Origin of the sequence: Bacillus cereus group sp. RP37 (assembly GCF_040459695.1) — a bacterium.
In the GTDB taxonomy this organism is placed as follows: domain Bacteria; phylum Bacillota; class Bacilli; order Bacillales; family Bacillaceae_G; genus Bacillus_A.
Genome location: NZ_JARVHP010000001.1, coordinates 5,270,278 through 5,288,611 on the forward strand (window position 1 = coordinate 5,270,278; position 18,334 = coordinate 5,288,611).

The window sequence follows — 18,334 nt, forward strand, 5'->3', positions numbered from 1 at the left end:
ATTATTCCTTAGTTGTCTCAACTTCGACATTCAATTTATCTGCTGATTGATGATCATCGTCATCTTCCGTATCACGCATTTCAATTTCTGTATCGTCGCTAGACATCATTTTAACGTCCATACCTAAACTTTGCAGCTCTTTAATCAATACTTTGAATGATTCAGGAACGCCTGGTTCTGGAACATTTTCGCCTTTAACAATTGCTTCATACGTCTTAACACGTCCAACAACATCATCAGACTTCACTGTTAAGATTTCTTGAAGAGTATAAGCAGCACCGTAAGCTTCAAGTGCCCAAACCTCCATCTCACCGAAACGCTGTCCACCGAACTGAGCTTTACCTCCAAGAGGCTGCTGCGTTACAAGTGAGTATGGTCCAGTAGAACGAGCATGAAGTTTATCGTCAACCATGTGCGCAAGTTTGATCATATACATGACACCAACAGATACGCGGTTATCGAATGGTTCACCAGTACGTCCGTCATACAGGATTGTTTTCGCGTCATTTGCCATACCAGCTTCTTCAATCGTGCCCCAAACATCTTCCTCACGAGCACCATCGAATACTGGTGTTGCAATGTGAATACCAAGGTATCTTGCTGCCATACCAAGATGAAGCTCTAATACCTGACCGATATTCATACGAGATGGTACCCCTAATGGGTTTAACATGATATCGATTGGCGTACCGTCTGGTAAGTAAGGCATATCTTCTTCTGGTAAAATACGAGAGATAACACCTTTGTTACCGTGACGTCCGGCCATCTTGTCACCTTCAGAGATTTTACGTTTTTGAACGATATATGCACGTACAAGTTGATTCACACCTGGTGGCAATTCATCGCCATCTTCACGGTTGAATACTTTTACGTCTAAGATAATACCGCCACCACCGTGTGGTACACGTAGTGATGTATCGCGTACTTCACGTGCTTTTTCTCCAAAGATAGCATGTAATAGACGTTCTTCAGCTGTTAATTCTGTAACACCTTTAGGCGTTACTTTACCAACAAGTAAATCTCCATCTTTTACTTCCGCACCAACGCGAATGATACCGCGCTCGTCAAGGTTGCGTAATGCATCTTCCCCAACGTTTGGAATGTCACGTGTAATTTCTTCTGGTCCAAGCTTCGTATCACGAGCTTCTGACTCATATTCTTCAATATGAATAGAAGTGTACACATCATCTTTTACAAGGCGCTCACTCATAATGATCGCATCCTCGTAGTTATAACCGTCCCAAGTCATAAAGCCAACAAGCACGTTACGTCCAAGTGCTAGTTCACCTAATTCCATAGAAGGACCATCCGCAAGGATCTCACCTTTTACAACTTCATTTCCAACACTTACGATTGGACGTTGGTTGTAGCAAGTTCCTTGGTTAGAACGAATGAATTTTTGCATTTTGTAGCGATCTAAGTCGCCTTTTACTGTTTGACCGTCAACTTCTACATAGCGACGTACCCAAACTTCACGTGCTTCTACGCGTTCAACAACACCAGGGTGTTTACAGATTACTGCAGCACCTGAGTCTTTTGCTGATACGTACTCCATACCTGTACCTACAATCGGAGATTCCGGATTCATTAACGGAACCGCCTGACGTTGCATGTTCGCTCCCATAAGTGCGCGGTTAGAGTCATCGTTTTCTAAGAACGGAATACAAGCTGTCGCTGCCGACACTACTTGTTTTGGAGATACATCCATGTAGTCGATGCGTTCTTTATTTGTGACAATGTTTTCACCACGGAAACGAGCTACGATATCTTCGCTAAGGAATTCTCCTTCTTCAGATAATTTCATATTCGCTTGGGCTACAACATAATTATCTTCTTCATCTGCCGTTAAGTAATCAACCTGCCCTGTTACAAGACCAGATTCTGGGTCAACACGACGGTATGGTGTTTCAATGAAACCAAACTCATTTACTTTCGCGAACGATGATAATGAGTTAATCAAACCGATGTTTGGTCCCTCTGGTGTTTCAATCGGACACATACGACCATAGTGAGAGTAGTGAACGTCACGCACTTCAAAGCCTGCGCGCTCACGCGTTAAACCACCAGGTCCTAATGCAGATAGTCTTCGTTTGTGAGTTAACTCTGCTAATGGGTTTGTTTGGTCCATGAACTGAGATAACTGAGAACTTCCGAAGAACTCTTTAATAGATGCAATAACAGGACGAATATTAATTAGTGCCTGTGGTGTAATTGCATTTGTATCTTGGATCGACATTCTCTCACGAACAACACGTTCCATACGAGAAAGACCGATACGGAATTGATTTTGTAATAGTTCTCCAACAGAACGCAGACGACGGTTTCCTAAGTGGTCGATATCATCTGTATCCCCTACTTTGTATAGTAGGTTGAAGAAGTAACTGATAGAAGCAAGGATATCACCTGGTGTGATGTGTTTTACATCACGAGTAATATTTGCATTACCAATTACATTAATTACGCGTTCGCCTTCTGACTCAGGAGCATAAATCTTAATAGATTGCAGCTCAACATCGCCTTCTACCACTCCACCCATTGGTTTCGCTGTTTTGAATCCAATGTTTTTCTCTAAGTAAGGTAAAATGCGATCAAGTGTACGACGATCTAAGATTGTTCCTTCCGCCGCTAAAATTTCACCAGTTTCTGGATCCACTAATGTTTCAGCTAAACGTTGATTAAACAATCTGTTTTTAATGTGTAACTTCTTGTTGATCTTATAGCGACCTACATTTGCTAAATCGTAGCGCTTTGGATCGAAGAAACGAGACACAAGTAAGCTCTTTGCATTTTCTACTGTTGGTGGTTCACCAGGACGTAGACGCTCATAAATTTCAAGCAATGCTTTTTCTGTGCTATCTGTGTTGTCTTTTTCTAATGTGTTGCTTAAGTATTCGTTATCACCTAAAAGCTCGGTGATTTCTTGATCAGAGCCAAACCCTAATGCGCGTAACAAAACAGTTACAGGAAGTTTACGCGTACGGTCAATACGCACATATACAACATCCTTAGCATCTGTCTCATACTCTAACCAAGCTCCGCGGTTTGGAATTACAGTAGCAGTAAAACCACGTTTTCCGTTTTTATCCACTTTGCCACTATAGTATACGCTTGGAGAGCGAACTAACTGGGAAACGATAACACGTTCTGCACCGTTAATTACGAATGTTCCAGTCTCTGTCATGAGTGGGAAATCTCCCATGAACACATCTTGTTCTTTTACTTCACCAGTTTCCTTGTTGATTAGACGCACTTTTACACGAAGTGGTGCTGCATACGTCACATCACGCTCTTTGCATTCGTCTACAGAGTATTTAGGTTCACCTAAGCTGTAGTCGATAAATTCAAGCGATAGATTTCCCGTAAAGTCTTCAATCGGAGAAATGTCTTGGAACATTTCTCGCAAACCCTCATCAAGAAACCACTGATAAGAAGAGGTTTGAATTTCGATAAGATTTGGTAACTCTAATACTTCACTAATACGGGCATAACTTCTTCGTTGGCGGTGGCGTCCGTATTGAACTAGTTGACCTGTCAACTGCTTCACCCCTCAAATCATGAGTATTATAAATGCACAAAAAAATTTGTGCAAAATCACAAATAAATACAACTACTGCTATTAGCGTAGTTTTTTTCTCTTAAAGATAAATACGTTGAGTCTTTCTACCTGCTCAAAAAAGAAAAATGGCTTCTATAAGAAAACCATCATTCTGTTTCATAATCTGCTGATTTTACTATCTTTTCCAAGAGAAACAAAAATATACATCTTTCTCAACGCAGAAAATCATATATTGGCATTGTATAATGTTAACATAGCCAAAAATAACCGTCAACGTTTTTTTGATTTTATGATATAATATCCTTTTTTCTTTTCTACAACTTCGACTTCAGAAAATACTTCCTCTAGTTTCTTCAGCGCAGATGGTGCACCTTGCTTCTTTTGAATAACAATCCACAACTCTCCACCCGGAACTAAATACTCTACAGCCTTTTCTAAAATCTCATGCACGATATCTTTACCAGCACGAATTGGAGGATTAGATAGAATAGCAGCATACATACCATCTACATTTTCATAGACGCTACTTTGAAAAATGTGTACATTTCCAATTCTATTGTTAGCGGCATTTTCTTTCGCAAGCTCAAGCGCCCTTTCATTCACATCCACCATGTGAACTTTACGGTCTTGAAACTCTTTCGCCAACGATAAACCAATTGGTCCATATCCACAACCTACGTCTAATATATCACCTTTAATATCTGGCACTTGAAACGCTTCAATTAAAAGACGAGAACCAAAGTCCACTTCGTTTTTCGAGAACACCCCACGGTCAGATAAGAAAGTAAATTGAGATCCACGAAGTGTAAATTCCCATCGCTTACGATCACTTTTACTAGAAGGGTCGTTAGAAAAATAATGGTCTGCCATATGGCCACCTCTTTTCTTTACAGTTAAAAAAAAAGCTCGCATGAGAGCGAGCTTTTTTAAAGCATCAAAAGTTAATTACTTAACTTCTACAGCAGCGCCAACTTCTTCAAGTTTAGCTTTCATTTCTTCAGCTTCCTCTTTAGAAACGCCTTCTTTGATTGCTTTTGGAGTGTTGTCAACTAATTCTTTAGCTTCTTTTAAGCCAAGACCAGTGATTTCACGTACAGCTTTGATAACTTTGATTTTTTGAGCGCCAGCACTTGCAAGTACTACGTCAAATTCAGTTTTCTCAGCAGCAGCTTCACCAGCGCCACCAGCTACAGCTACAGGAGCAGCAGCAGTTACGCCGAATTCTTCCTCGATAGCTTTTACTAAGTCGTTAAGTTCTAATACAGTCATAGATTTAACTGCTTCAATGATTTGTTCTTTAGTCATTGTAAATATCCTCCCTTAAATAGGTTTGTATTGTTTTATAGATAACAAGTAATTATCTTTTAAAAAATTAAGCGCCTTGCTCTTCCTTTTGATCTGCAACTGCTTTAGTAGCAAGTGCAAGGTTACGGATTGGAGCTTGAAGAACGCTAAGAAGCATAGAAAGTAAGCCTTCACGTGATGGAAGAGTAGCGATAGCTTTAACCTCATCAAGTGTCACAAGTTTACCTTCGATTACACCAGCTTTAATTTCTAAAGCTTCATGTTTTGTAGCGAAGTCGTTTAATACTTTCGCAGGAGCAACTACATCCTCGTTACTGAACGCGATTGCGTTTGGTCCTGTTAAGAATTCGTTTAACTCAGCCATTTCAGCAGACTCTGCAGCACGACGAGTTAAAGAGTTTTTGTAAACTTTGAACTCAACGCCAGCTTCACGTAAGTTTTTACGTAATTCTGTTACTTCAGAAACTGTTAAACCACGGTAGTCAACAACGATTGTAGATTTACTTTCACGAAGTTTGTCCGCGATTTCAGTTACAACTTGTTGTTTAGTTTCGATTACTTTGCTCATGTTATTACACCTCCTGTAGATTATATAGAAGATGTACCGAAAGTGCACTAAAAACCTCCATGCCCAACTTGTAGACATGGAGGCATATAGTCACAGAAAAAAATTCCGTTTCGTATATTAACACCTAGGTAGGAAATTAAGTCTATTGACACCTACTGTCTACGGTACACTAATTAAATTCACAACATAAATGATTATATAAAAACTTCTTTATGAAGTCAACTTCCAAAATTTACGCTAATGTAGAAACGTCTACACGTACGCCAGGTCCCATTGTAGAAGCAACTGTTACGTTCTTCATGTAAGTACCTTTTGCAGCAGCAGGCTTAACTTTTTGTAAAGTGTCAGCAATTGTTCTGAAGTTTTCTACTAATTTAGCATCTTCGAAAGATACTTTACCGATTGGAACGTGGATGTTACCAGCTTTATCAACGCGGTATTCAACTTTACCAGCTTTGATTTCGTTAACAGCTTTAGTTACATCGAAAGTAACTGTTCCAGTTTTAGGGTTTGGCATTAAACCTTTAGGTCCTAATACGCGACCAAGTTTACCAACTTCACCCATCATGTCAGGAGTTGCTACTACTACATCGAAATCGAACCAACCTTGTTGGATTTTACCGATGTAATCAGCATCGCCTACGAAGTCAGCTCCAGCAGCTTCAGCTTCTTTAGCTTTTTCACCTTTAGCGAATACTAATACACGTTGTACTTTACCAGTACCGTGTGGAAGAACAACTGCACCACGGATTTGTTGGTCAGCTTTCTTAGGGTCAACACCTAAACGGAATGCAGCTTCTACAGTTGCATCAAATTTAGCTGTGTTTGTTTTCTTTACTAATTCTACTGCTTCTGTTGCAGAGTAAGCAGCTGCACGATCAACAAGCTTTGCAGCTTCTACGTACTTTTTACCTCTTTTAGCCATTTTTATTTCCTCCTCGAATGTGGTTTTAGCGGAATAACCTCCCACGTTTACGCTTATTTTCAGGTATAACCTGAGGATGCGCGCCATCCATTTATTTAAAAACGATAATCATTTACGATAATAAAGGTTGCGAATTGGAATTCCAGACCCGCAACCTTTTTTTAAAAACAAATCGAATTAGTCTTCGATAACGATGCCCATACTGCGTGCAGTACCTTCAACCATACGCATTGCAGCTTCTACGCTAGCAGCGTTTAGGTCAGGCATTTTAGTTTCAGCGATTTCGCGTACTTTATCACGCTTAACAGTTGCCACTTTATTACGGTTTGGTTCACCAGAACCAGACTCAATACCAGCTACTTTCTTAAGAAGAACAGCAGCAGGAGGAGTTTTAGTAATGAAAGTGAATGAACGGTCCTCAAATACCGTAATTTCAACAGGGATGATAAGACCAGCTTGATCAGCTGTACGAGCGTTAAACTCTTTACAGAAGCCCATGATGTTAACACCTGCTTGTCCTAATGCTGGACCAACTGGTGGAGCTGGGTTAGCTTTACCTGCAGGAATTTGAAGCTTTACCATTTTAATTACCTTTTTAGCCACGAGACACACCTCCTTAAGTCCGTGATGTGGTCAATTGGACAGTGATTTGCCCTCCCACGTCATATTTTATCTGTAAGGATAAAATCTTTCAAAAAACGTCTCCGATAACGAAGACGTACTGACTTAAAAGATATTATCACTTTTTACAATTCATTTCAAGTTTCATTTTATAATTTTTCAATTTGATGGAAGTCAAGTTCAACTGGAGTCTCGCGACCAAACATGTCCACAAGCACACTAACCTTTTTCTTCTCCACATCAATTTCTTCGATAGCACCTGTATAATCTGCGAATGGTCCCTCGTTTACACGTACTGTTTCATGAAGTTCAAAGTCGAAATCAACCACTTCGTTGTCCATTCCCATATGTTTCATAATGGTAACAACTTCCTCTTCTAATAGAGGTGATGGTTTAGATCCAGAACCAGAAGAACCAACGAACCCAGTTACACCTGGTGTGTTACGTACAACATACCAAGAGTCATCAGTCATGATTAATTCTACTAATACATAACCTGGGAATACTTTTCTTTTCATTAATTTTTCTTTACCGTTTTTCATTTCTACTTCTACTTCTTCCGGGACAACAACACGGAAAATTTTATCTTGCATACCCATTGATTCTACACGTTTCTCTAGGTTTGCTTTTACTTTATTTTCATATCCAGAATAAGTATGGACAACATACCAACTTTTTTCCATTCATTTAGGACGAGCGTCCTTCCCTCCCTGACGTACATTTTTTTGCGCAAATGAAAAAACCCGTTCACCGGGCTTTTACACAGTTCTTATAAATAACATTATATCATGGATAAGTGCTTCTTATTCAAGAATTAACCAAGAATTAACCGAATTAAAGAAGAAATGCCCATATCAACCACTGCGAAGAAAATCGCAAAGAAGACAACTGTAGCGATAACAGTCGCTGTTGAACGGAGTAATTCATCTTTTTTAGGCCAACTTACTTTTTTCATTTCGCGACCTACATCGCCGAAAAAGTTCGTTAAACGCATCTACGGGACCTCCAGTGTATTATTTCAATTATTTATTTTGTTTCCTTGTGAACTGTATGCTGATTGCATGTTTTACAAAATTTCTTTATTTCAAGTCGCTCTACTGAGCTCGTATCTTTCATCGTAGAGTAGTTTCGATTTTTACACTCTTCACATGAGAGTACAACTTTTTTCCTCATTAGTTACACCAACCTTGTAACATTATGTCCCTAAAAATGTATCATACAACAAAAGACAATGTCAATGACATGCCTTTTGTACTCTCTACAAAAAGAAAACAGGTGATTTTTACACCTGTAGCATTTGTTATGAATTTAAAGTGGTACTCTCTCTCATTTCCATATATCGTTCCAATTTCCTCTTCACTCTCTGTAAAGCGTTATCAATAGATTTCACATGTCTATTTAACTGTTCCGAAATCTCTTGATAAGAACGACCATCTAGATATAAAGATAGCACTTTTCTTTCTAAATCGCTTAATAATTCAGATATTTTAGACTCTATGTCTGTATATTCTTCCTGACTTATAATCATTTCTTCAGGGTCCGTTACCTTCGCTTCCGAAATAACATCTAATAATGTCCGATCAGATTCCTCATCATAAATCGGCTTATCTAAAGACACATATGAATTTAATGGAATATGTTTTTGCCTTGTTGCTGTTTTAATAGCGGTAATAATTTGCCGAGTGATACACAGTTCAGCAAATGCTTTGAATGAAGATAGCTTGTCCTCTTTATAATCACGAATCGCTTTAAACAATCCAATCATACCTTCTTGAACAATATCTTCTCGATCGGCACCCACTAAGAAATAAGATCTTGATTTCGCGCGAACAAAGTTCTTATATTTGTGAATCAAATATTCTAGAGCGTCAGTATTACCTTTTCGAACTAACTCAACGATTGCCTCATCCTCTAAATCACGAAATGTAACGTCGCCTACACTTACGAAGCCTGCTTCCACCTTGATCCCTCCGACCGCTATTTATTTAGCAATATTATACAGTAAAAAGATAAAGAGCGTCAATGCTTCAACGCTCTCCTCTTCTTAATTTTTCTAATTTTTCTGTAATATCTTTACTAAATATCTTTCGCATGGCGGGTTGCTTTTCTTTTGTGTCTTGTGTACGCCTTCTTACTTGTTGCTCCATCGCTTGTACTTCCAACTCTAATTCACGTGCAGATTTCCGAAGAGCACCTTGCGCAAATATAACCCATTGTTCCGTATAATCAGAAGTCGCAACATATATTTGCGTATTTATATTTCTAAGCTCAATCGCTAGTTGCTCTATCTTTTCATCTGCAGTTTGATTCTTCCTCGTGAATATGACTTCCACACGCGATTGTTTCATCTTTTTTTCAATACCTTGGACCGTATAAGCATCAAAGACTATCATTACCTTTGTACCTGTGTAACCTTGGTAATCCGCCATCTTATCAATCAGTGCATCTCTTGATGATTGCAAATCTACATCCCGTAGTTTCTTCAAATCTCCCCAAGCTCCGATAATGTTGTAACCGTCAACGATTAAAATATCGTTCATTTTTTATTTACCAATTTCGTGACGCTTACGATATACCTCATACATTAACAAACTTGCGGCTACTGAAGCATTTAAGGATGTAACTTTACCGACCATCGGTAAAGTAATTAGGAAATCACATTTTTCACCAATAATACGACTCATACCTTTTCCTTCACTTCCAATTACTAATCCAATTGGCATTTTACCATCTAAATTACGGTAATCCGTTTTCCCTTTTGCATCTGTACCAGCAATCCAAAGTCCACGTTCTTTTAATTCATCGATTGTACGAGATAAATTCGTTACACGTGCAACAGGAATATATTCAATTGCTCCAGTCGATGCTTTCGCAACTGATGCTGTAAGTCCCACAGCTCTTCTCTTCGGAATAATAATTCCATGAGCCCCTGTTGCATCCGCAGTACGCATAATAGAACCTAGGTTATGCGGGTCTTCAATTTCATCTAAAATTAAGAAGAACGGATCTTCGTTACGCTTCTCTGCTACTTTAAATAGATCTTCTAGCTCAGCATATTGATATGCAGCCACTTGAGCAATTACACCTTGATGGTTTCCCTCAACTAATTGATCTAACTTCTTTTTTGGTGCATGTTGTAAAATAACCTTATTTTCTTTCGCTAGTGCTAGTACAATTTGTACTTGTCCTTTGGCAGCACCTTCTGCGATCCAAATTTTATTAATATCTCTTCCTGATCGTAACGCTTCAATTACAGGGTTACGTCCGATAATATATTCACTACTCATGATGATGTGCCCCCTTCCTTTTCTTCTAAAACAGCAATTGCCTTATACACAATTTCGTCTAATCTTTCACGATTATTTAATAAGTGATGATAGCCAATTAATGCTTCAAAGGCTGTACTATATCGATATGTTTGTACATCAGTATTTTTCGGAACAGTACCTGAATTTGCATTACGCCCTCTTCTTAGTACCGCTTCTTCTTCCTCTGTTAAAAACGCTGTCTCTAATAAATGATAAACAACTTTCGCCTGTGCTTTTGCCGAAACAAAGCTTGTCCCTAATCGATGTAATTGATTGGGACGAACTTTCCCTTTTTGAAGTAGGTGATAGCGGATATATTGTTCATATACCGCATCACCCATATATGCTAACGCTAAGCTGTTTAATTGCTTTGCATCAATCATTCTTATCCTCTTTTCCATCTTGTACCTTGAGCGGTATCTTCTAAAATAATATTACGGTCTTTTAAATCATCGCGAATTTGATCTGATAATGCAAAATCACGATTTTTACGAGCTTCAATGCGCTTTTGAATAAGTGCCTCAATTTCTTCATCAAGCAACTCTTCTTGCGCTAATTCTAACCCTAAAATATCAAATAATGTTTCAAGTTGCTTTACGTATGCTTCAATTACAACTGTAGACGTATGTTCTTCCAGTAAATATTGATTTGCATGATTTGCTACATTATATAACTCAGTGATTGCATTAGCAGTGTTGAAGTCATCATTCATCGCTTCTTCAAATGCAGTCTGGAATTTTTCCAGTTCCGCTAACCATTTCTCATTATGGTCTGTTAAATCAGTACTACTTTCCATACGGTGTTTTAAGTTACCGTAAGCCGTTTTAATTCTTTCCAGTCCGTTATTTGTACTTTGCAATAACTCTTCACTGAAATTAATTGGGTGACGGTAATGTACCGATAGCATAAAGAATCTAATTAGCTGTGGATCATATTGCTTAATGATATCGTGAACTAAAATGAAGTTCCCCAGTGACTTAGACATCTTCTCATTATTAATATTAATATATCCATTGTGCATCCAATAACGTGCAAATGTTTTTCCTGTTAACGCCTCAGACTGCGCAATTTCATTCTCATGATGAGGAAATGCTAAGTCTTGACCACCAGCATGAATATCGATTGTATCTCCTAAGTATTTACGCGCCATGGCCGAGCATTCAATATGCCAACCTGGACGACCTTTCCCCCAAGGGCTTTCCCAGAAGATTTCTCCTTCTTTGGCAGCTTTCCATAAAGCAAAATCAAGAGGGTCTTGTTTCTTTTCTCCTACTTCAATACGCGCACCGTGACGTAAGTCTGCGATTGGTTGATGCGATAATTTACCGTACCCTTCGAATTCCTTCGTTCTAAAGTACACATCACCTTCTGATTCATATGCATATCCTTTATTCACAAGTTCTTGAATAAATTCAATAATGATATCCATATTTTCCGTTACACGCGGATGAACCGTTGCATGTTTGCAACCTAGTGCCGTTACATCTTCAAAGTACGCTTCAACGAAACGGTCAGCAATTGTCGGCACATCTTCACCTAATTCATTTGCTGCTTTAATTAATTTATCATCTACGTCAGTAAAGTTAGATACATACTGCACATCATACCCTTTATATTCTAAATAACGGCGTACCGTATCAAATACCATAGGTGGTCTTGCATTCCCAATGTGAATATAGTTATAAACTGTAGGTCCGCACACATACATCTTTACCTTATTTTCTTCTAATGGAGTAAACTCTTCCTTTTGACGCGTTAACGTATTATAAATGTGAATAGTCATTTTTATCCTTCCTTTCTACCTTTACTTCAAGTTGTTTTTTCAATTTATCAAGTTCTACTTCCATGACCTTTAACTTATCAAAAATCGGGTCTGGAAGGTCAGAATGATTTAATTCTTGACCGATCTTTACTCCATTTTGAATAACGACTCGGCCAGGTATACCTACAACTGTAGAATGTGCAGGGACTTCCTTTAATACGACAGACCCTGCTCCAATTTTAGAATTCTCTCCAACTGTAATAGAACCTAATACTTTAGCACCTGTTGCAATTAATACATTATCCTGAATTGTAGGGTGCCTCTTCCCCTTTTCTTTACCCGTACCACCTAATGTAACACCTTGATAGATCGTTACATTATCACCAATTTCGCACGTTTCTCCAATTACAACCCCCATTCCATGGTCTATGAAAAAACGACGACCAATTGTTGCTCCTGGATGAATCTCAATACCAGTAAAGAAACGACTAACTTGTGAGATCCAACGTGCAATAAAGAAGAAATTCTTTTTATAAAAAGCATGTGCAATTCGATGGGCCCAAACTGCATGTAATCCAGAGTAAGTCAAAATGACTTCGAAATAACTTCTTGCCGCTGGATCCTGTTCAAAAACGACTTCAATATCTTCCCGAAGCCTCTTAAACATCGACGTTCCCTCCCCTTTATGGGCTGCTTTTTCGAGTGAACTAACTCCCTTAACTCCCTACTTATCCCCCTAAATCTTTATACACGGGGATAAAACTTATACTCATACCCATTTTACGGTATAAAAAAAGACGCCTCTGTCATATTGACAGAGACGCCTTATAAGCGCGGTTCCACTCTGTTTAGGCTAAAGAAAGCCTCAAACTCATCTATGATAACGGTGTACACCGCTTCTGCTTACTTTACGCCCTAAGACGTTTCACAAAACAATTCGCTGTTCAGCAGAAGACTCGAAGGGGCATTTCAAAAATCCGCTTATAAACCACTTCCAGCCTAAAGGTGGTTCTCTCTGTAAAAAGCCTGATTTTCTACTTCTCCTTCTCGTCGCTTTTCCTTATTAGGTTTTAAGTATACTTATTATATTTCTAAACCTAGAAAATGTTAACCAATTACTTTTTGAAGACGATTTAAAACTTTTTCTTTTCCAAGAAGTGCAATAGCATTAGGAAGCTCTGGGCCATGTGTTTGACCCGTAGTTGCAACACGGATTGGCATAAATAAGTTTTTACCTTTATGACCTGTTTCCTTTTGAACTGCTTTAATAGCCGCCTTAATTGCTGCTGGTTCCATCGCTTCTAGTGCTTCTACTTGACCAGCAAATGCACGAAGTACTTCTGGTACTTGTTCACCTTTTAATACTTCTTGTCCTTCTTCTTCATAATCAACATGATCTTTGAAGAACATTTCAGAAAGCTCTACAATTTCAGCTCCAAAACTCATTTGTTCATGATATAACGCAATTACATCACGAATCCAAGCTTGTTCTTGTTCACTTACAGTTTCACCTATACGTCCAGCTTTCACTAGATGCGGTAAGCTTAATTCTACCACCGTATCTAAATCTTGCTTTTTCATATATTGGTTGTTCATCCATTTTAGTTTTTGAGAATCAAATAATGCAGGTGATTTTGATAAACGAGCTGCATCGAACATTTTGATAAACTCTTCTTGAGAGAAGATTTCTTCTTCTCCTACTGGCGACCAACCTAGTAGTGCAATAAAGTTAAAGATTGCTTCTGGAAGATATCCAAGTTCTTTATATTGCTCAATAAATTGAATAATAGATTCATCACGCTTACTTAATTTTTTACGGCTTTCATTTACAATTAAAGTCATATGACCGAATTGCGGAATATCCCAACCGAAAGCTTCATAAATCATCATTTGTTTTGGCGTGTTTGAAATATGATCATCACCACGAAGTACGTGTGTAATTTCCATTAAGTGATCATCTACTGCTACCGCAAAGTTATAAGTTGGAATTCCATCTTTTTTCACGATAACGAAATCACCGAAATCATTTGAATGGAATGCAACTTCATCTTTTACAATATCTTTAAATGTGTAATCACGGTCAGCTGGTACACGGAAACGAATACTCGGAATACGTCCCTCAGCTTCAAATTCTTTCACTTGCGCTTCAGTTAAATCACGGTGGTTACCTGCGTAACGAGGTGTTTCACCACGAGCGATTTGCCCTTCACGTTCTGCTTCTAGCTCTTCTTCTGTCATATAACATTTGTAAGCTAAACCACGCTCTAATAAATCTTCATATAATTTTTTATACATATCTAAACGCTCTGTTTGACGATATGGTCCAAATTCACCACCAACATCAACACCTTCATCCCAGTCCATACCGAGCCATTTCAAGTATTTTAATTGGCTTTCTTCTCCACCAGCAACATTACGTTTTACATCAGTATCTTCAATACGAATAATAAACTTACCATCTTGATGACGAGCAAATAAATAATTAAATAATGCCGTACGCGCATTTCCGATATGTAAGTGTCCTGTTGGACTTGGCGCATAGCGCACTCTCACTTGCTTTTCCATAGTTGGTACACCTTCCAATCTTAATGTCAACACATTCTATAATTGTACACCAAAAAAATGTGATTATCCATCTTACGAATTAAAAACCGTTATTTTTTCTGTAATAAAACAACTGCTTGAGAAGCGATTCCTTCTTCTCTACCTGTAAATCCTAATTTTTCTGTTGTTGTTGCCTTTACATTGATATTATCAATAGACGTTTCTAATAGTTCACTAATACGTTTACGCATACTTTCAATATGTGGTGCCATCTTTGGCTTTTGAGCAATAATTGTACAATCTAGATTCCCTAACTCGTAACCTTGTTCACATACAAATTCCCAAACCTTTTGCAGCAATACAGCTGAATCCGCATCTTTAAAGGCAGGGTCTGTATCAGGGAAATGCTTTCCAATATCTCCTGCTGCAATGGCACCTAAACATGCGTCCGCGATCGTATGTAACAATACGTCCGCATCAGAGTGACCGATTAATCCTTTCTCATGAGGAATTGTAATTCCACCAATAATTAACGGTCTACCTTCCGCGAATTCATGTACATCAAAACCTTGTCCAATTCGAAACATTTTTTACATCCTCCTCGAGCTAAACTACTGAGCTTTATGATTCTATATTATATCGCTTATCCTTATAAAGAAAAGCCCGGCCGTTGCCGAGCTTTTCTTCGCTATAATCATTGCTATTATTTCTTTTGAACATGAAGAAAGCTTTCAGCAATTAGTAAATCCTCTGGAGTCGTCACTTTAATATTATAGTAACTCCCCTCTACTACACCTACTTGCTTCCCGATACGTTCTACGAGACTTGCATCATCTGTACCAAGGAAACAACTCTGTTTCGCACTTCTATGAGCTTCTAACAAAAGAGAAACAGAAAACCCTTGCGGTGTTTGTACAGCTTTAAGCTGAGATCTTTCTACCGTTTCGACAACAACACCCTGCTCTACTTTCTTAACGGTATCTTTCACTGGCACCGCACAAATGGAAGCCCCATATTTTTCTGCTGCAGTTAATACATCTTGAATCACTTTATTCGTTACAAATGGGCGCGCACCGTCATGCACAAGAACATACTCAACATCACTCGTATGCTGAATCGCATTATATACACTATCTTGTCTTTCAGCTCCACCCTGAATAAATTGTACTGGCTTTTCAATCGGATATTTCTGCATTAGCTCTTCAAAATATGGGCGCTCTTCTTCGTTAATTGCCATGATAATATTTTTACATGCTTTATCCTTTTCAAAAGCACGTAACGTATGCACAATAATCGGTACTTCATTAATAAGTAAGAACAACTTATTTTTGCCAGCACCCATTCGCTTTCCTTGACCAGCTGCTGGAATAATTAATGTATACATATTAATAATCCTCTACTTATAATGCTTTTTCTAATAATTTACGTTTGGCGAAAATCATACGACCAGCTGATGTTTGTAACACACTCGTAACAAGTACATCGAGTTGCGAACCTACGTATTCTCTACCATCTTCTACTACAATCATCGTGCCATCATCTAAATATGCAACACCTTGATTTTGTTCTTTTCCATCTTTTACAACATAAACGCTTAGTTCTTCACCTGGGAGTACAACAGGTTTAATCGCATTAGCTAAATCGTTAATGTTTAACACCGTTACCCCTTGTAATTCAGAAACTTTGTTTAAGTTGAAATCGTTCGTTACTACCGTTCCACCAGTGATTTTCGCCAACTTTACAAGTTTGCTATCCACTTCTTGAATATCATCGAAATCGCCTTCATAAATTTCTACCGGAATCGGCATCTCTTTTTGAATACGATTTAAAATATCTAATCCTCTGCGTCCACGATTACGCTTTAAAGCATCAGAAGAATCGGCAATATGCTGAAGTTCTTCTAACACGAATTGTGGAATCACAATTGTTCCTTCTAAAAACTTTGTTTGGCAAATATCAGCAATACGTCCATCGATAATTACACTCGTATCGAGAATTTTCCAATGAGTTGTAGATTCTTCTACCTCAGTTTCAGTTTCTTCATTCTCACTATTATTATTTTTCTTCTTCCCACGTTGTGGTAATGTAAATAATCCTAGCAATTCATTCCTCTTTTTAAACCCTACTTGGAATCCTAAATATCCAAGTAAAAGAGTAAAGAACACTTGCAACACTGTACTGATAACTGGAATTGTAAATTCACGAATTGGTATTAAAATTAAATATGCAACAATAAGACCAGAGATTAACCCTAATGTACCAAATAAAACATCTGCTACAGGCGCCTTTACAAGAGCCTCTTCAATATGCTTAATAAGTTGAACGATATAATCTACAAGCCAAAATGTTGTTAAAAATAAAATAATTGCACCAATAATTGCACGAACATACGATCCTTCTAATAAAGGAACAGCACCGATGTCCAATACATTAATAACTTTTGGGATTAAGTAAATCCCTAACGCTCCTCCAATTACTAGAAAGAAGAGCTGTACAATCCGTTTTAACATCCAACCACCTCCTACTCATTATTAACCATTGTTTCGCTAATCAAAACGCCGAATGCAAAAGCGGACGTGTTTTTTTATAAATAGTTTTATTTACCAATATACCATATCATATACCAAAAATGTTCTAGTGTCGTTATATTATGGAATCAATGTAATATTCTTAATTGTGTCTACTCATATAGAGATGCTCTTGGATTCTTTTTAGGCCTTCTCGTATTTTCTTCGCCCTGACTTCTCCAATTCCTTCCACATCATCCAATTCATTAATAGTTGCTCGACAAACACCTTGCAAGGTCTTAAATCGATTAATTAAATTTTCAATGATAAGTGGCGGAACGCGCGAAATTTTGCTTGTGATTCGGTATCCTCTCGGCGTCACACTTTCTTCTAAACTCATTTGTCCTGGGTAGCCAAGTAATTTAACTAAATCACTATCCTCTAGAAGTTGTGTATTCGCAAGATCTTGTAACTTTTTCAAAATTTGATGATGGTCTTGTGTTTTTTCTTGATAATAATCTTTAATTAATAACGCTGCCTCTGCCTCTAAATCAGCTAGTAGTTCTGTAAGTTGTAAACGAATTAACCTACCTTCTGTTCCTAGCTCATGAATATAGCTCAATATTTCATTTTTAATACGAAGTACCATTTCAACACTATGTAACACATGAACCACCTCGGACATTGTAACGACCTCTTCAAATTCTAGAATGCCCAAATTCGTAATACCATCATTCCATACAGCCTTATATTTTTCTAACGTTTGAATAGCTTGGTTTGCCTTTGTTAAAATAACACCTATATCCTTTAGTGTATAACGTAAATTCCCTTGATATAGTGTAATTACGTTACGTCTTTGTGAAATAGCCACAACGAGACTACCTGTTTGCTTTGCTACACGCTCTGCCGTCCGGTGGCGCATACCTGTTTCAATAGAATCAATAGATGCCTCTGGAACTAACTGTGCATTTGCAATTAAAATTTTACTTCCAGTTTCATTTAAAATAAGTGCCCCATCCATTTTTGCTAATTCGTATAAACTCGCAGGAGAGAATGCACAATTAATGTGAAATCCTCCATCAACAATACTTTTAATTTGTTCATTATATCCAAGAACAATTAGTCCCCCTGTTTGTGCGCGAAGTACATTATCTATCCCTTCGCGCAGTGGTGTCCCCGGGGCTACAAGTTGTAAAATATTAATCATACTTTTGACACGTTGCTTGTTTTCTTCCATA

Annotated in this window: 20 protein-coding genes and 2 other annotated features; all 20 genes read right to left on the bottom strand. The window is 38.1% G+C overall.

Translation table 11 applies throughout. The features are described from left to right. Window position 1 precedes the first annotated feature (1 nt). The 20 genes from rpoB to disA all read right to left on the bottom strand — a co-directional run bounded on the left by rpoB (window position 2) and on the right by disA (window position 18,333). On the bottom strand, window positions 2-3,535 hold the full coding sequence (gene rpoB / locus QCI44_RS27720) for a DNA-directed RNA polymerase subunit beta (RefSeq protein ID WP_016089673.1): 3,534 nt from the start codon (window positions 3,533-3,535) through the stop codon (window positions 2-4). A gap of 291 nt (window positions 3,536-3,826) precedes the next feature. Next, complete coding sequence (locus QCI44_RS27725; protein ID WP_000763283.1) at window positions 3,827-4,426, bottom strand: class I SAM-dependent methyltransferase; 600 nt, start codon at window positions 4,424-4,426, stop codon at window positions 3,827-3,829. A 75-nt stretch (window positions 4,427-4,501) separates the two neighbouring features. Continuing rightward, window positions 4,502-4,861, bottom strand: coding sequence for a 50S ribosomal protein L7/L12 (rplL, locus tag QCI44_RS27730; protein WP_000159737.1), 360 nt, complete (start codon window positions 4,859-4,861; stop codon window positions 4,502-4,504). A gap of 67 nt (window positions 4,862-4,928) precedes the next feature. Further along, on the bottom strand, window positions 4,929-5,429 hold the full coding sequence (gene rplJ, locus QCI44_RS27735; protein ID WP_000048719.1) for a 50S ribosomal protein L10: 501 nt from the start codon (window positions 5,427-5,429) through the stop codon (window positions 4,929-4,931). A gap of 39 nt (window positions 5,430-5,468) precedes the next feature. Next, window positions 5,469-5,612 (bottom strand) — a sequence feature (ribosomal protein L10 leader region). Between the two features lie 49 nt (window positions 5,613-5,661). Further along, a complete protein-coding gene (rplA, locus tag QCI44_RS27740) occupies window positions 5,662-6,354 on the bottom strand; it encodes a 50S ribosomal protein L1 (protein WP_002020168.1) in 693 nt (230 codons plus the stop codon). Window positions 6,355-6,531: 177 nt separating this feature from the next. After that, entirely contained in the window at window positions 6,532-6,957 is a 426-nt protein-coding gene (gene rplK, locus QCI44_RS27745) for a 50S ribosomal protein L11 (RefSeq protein WP_001085872.1), read from the bottom strand. A gap of 167 nt (window positions 6,958-7,124) precedes the next feature. After that, window positions 7,125-7,658, bottom strand: a complete 534-nt coding sequence (gene nusG, locus QCI44_RS27750) for a transcription termination/antitermination protein NusG (protein ID WP_000415794.1) — start codon at window positions 7,656-7,658, stop codon at window positions 7,125-7,127. A 131-nt stretch (window positions 7,659-7,789) separates the two neighbouring features. After that, the gene (gene secE, locus QCI44_RS27755) at window positions 7,790-7,969 is read right to left on the bottom strand and encodes a preprotein translocase subunit SecE (protein ID WP_001241321.1); all 180 of its coding nucleotides are present in this window, start codon (window positions 7,967-7,969) and stop codon (window positions 7,790-7,792) included. 32 nt (window positions 7,970-8,001) lie between these two features. Further along, the gene (rpmG, locus tag QCI44_RS27760; RefSeq protein WP_002070160.1) at window positions 8,002-8,148 is read right to left on the bottom strand and encodes a 50S ribosomal protein L33; all 147 of its coding nucleotides are present in this window, start codon (window positions 8,146-8,148) and stop codon (window positions 8,002-8,004) included. A gap of 127 nt (window positions 8,149-8,275) precedes the next feature. Further along, a complete protein-coding gene (locus QCI44_RS27765) occupies window positions 8,276-8,935 on the bottom strand; it encodes an RNA polymerase factor sigma-70 (RefSeq protein WP_000387198.1) in 660 nt (219 codons plus the stop codon). Window positions 8,936-9,002: 67 nt separating this feature from the next. Further along, complete coding sequence (locus tag QCI44_RS27770; protein ID WP_000997888.1) at window positions 9,003-9,515, bottom strand: NYN domain-containing protein; 513 nt, start codon at window positions 9,513-9,515, stop codon at window positions 9,003-9,005. Between the two features lie 3 nt (window positions 9,516-9,518). Further along, window positions 9,519-10,262, bottom strand: coding sequence for a 23S rRNA (guanosine(2251)-2'-O)-methyltransferase RlmB (rlmB, locus tag QCI44_RS27775; RefSeq protein ID WP_000093762.1), 744 nt, complete (start codon window positions 10,260-10,262; stop codon window positions 9,519-9,521). Beyond that, complete coding sequence (locus QCI44_RS27780) at window positions 10,259-10,666, bottom strand: Mini-ribonuclease 3 (RefSeq protein ID WP_000564263.1); 408 nt, start codon at window positions 10,664-10,666, stop codon at window positions 10,259-10,261. The genes rlmB and QCI44_RS27780 overlap by 4 nt, the downstream gene beginning before the upstream one ends. A gap of 2 nt (window positions 10,667-10,668) precedes the next feature. After that, entirely contained in the window at window positions 10,669-12,066 is a 1,398-nt protein-coding gene (gene cysS / locus QCI44_RS27785; RefSeq protein WP_016089674.1) for a cysteine--tRNA ligase, read from the bottom strand. Further along, window positions 12,047-12,712, bottom strand: coding sequence for a serine O-acetyltransferase (gene cysE, locus QCI44_RS27790; protein ID WP_000476500.1), 666 nt, complete (start codon window positions 12,710-12,712; stop codon window positions 12,047-12,049). Before cysE ends, cysS begins: the two co-directional genes overlap by 20 nt. Window positions 12,713-12,858: 146 nt before the next feature. Next, window positions 12,859-13,105: a binding site (T-box leader), on the bottom strand. A 47-nt stretch (window positions 13,106-13,152) separates the two neighbouring features. Further along, window positions 13,153-14,610, bottom strand: a complete 1,458-nt coding sequence (gltX, locus tag QCI44_RS27795; protein WP_016089675.1) for a glutamate--tRNA ligase — start codon at window positions 14,608-14,610, stop codon at window positions 13,153-13,155. Between the two features lie 89 nt (window positions 14,611-14,699). Next, window positions 14,700-15,176, bottom strand: a complete 477-nt coding sequence (ispF, locus tag QCI44_RS27800; RefSeq protein ID WP_002159614.1) for a 2-C-methyl-D-erythritol 2,4-cyclodiphosphate synthase — start codon at window positions 15,174-15,176, stop codon at window positions 14,700-14,702. Between the two features lie 116 nt (window positions 15,177-15,292). Beyond that, window positions 15,293-15,973 (bottom strand): 2-C-methyl-D-erythritol 4-phosphate cytidylyltransferase, encoded by a 681-nt coding sequence (gene ispD / locus QCI44_RS27805; protein WP_016089676.1) that lies wholly within the window; start codon window positions 15,971-15,973, stop codon window positions 15,293-15,295. A 16-nt stretch (window positions 15,974-15,989) separates the two neighbouring features. Continuing rightward, window positions 15,990-17,099, bottom strand: a complete 1,110-nt coding sequence (locus QCI44_RS27810) for a PIN/TRAM domain-containing protein (RefSeq protein WP_016089677.1) — start codon at window positions 17,097-17,099, stop codon at window positions 15,990-15,992. A gap of 160 nt (window positions 17,100-17,259) precedes the next feature. After that, window positions 17,260-18,333 (bottom strand): DNA integrity scanning diadenylate cyclase DisA, encoded by a 1,074-nt coding sequence (disA, locus tag QCI44_RS27815; protein ID WP_000392165.1) that lies wholly within the window; start codon window positions 18,331-18,333, stop codon window positions 17,260-17,262. Window position 18,334: the final 1 nt, after the last annotated feature.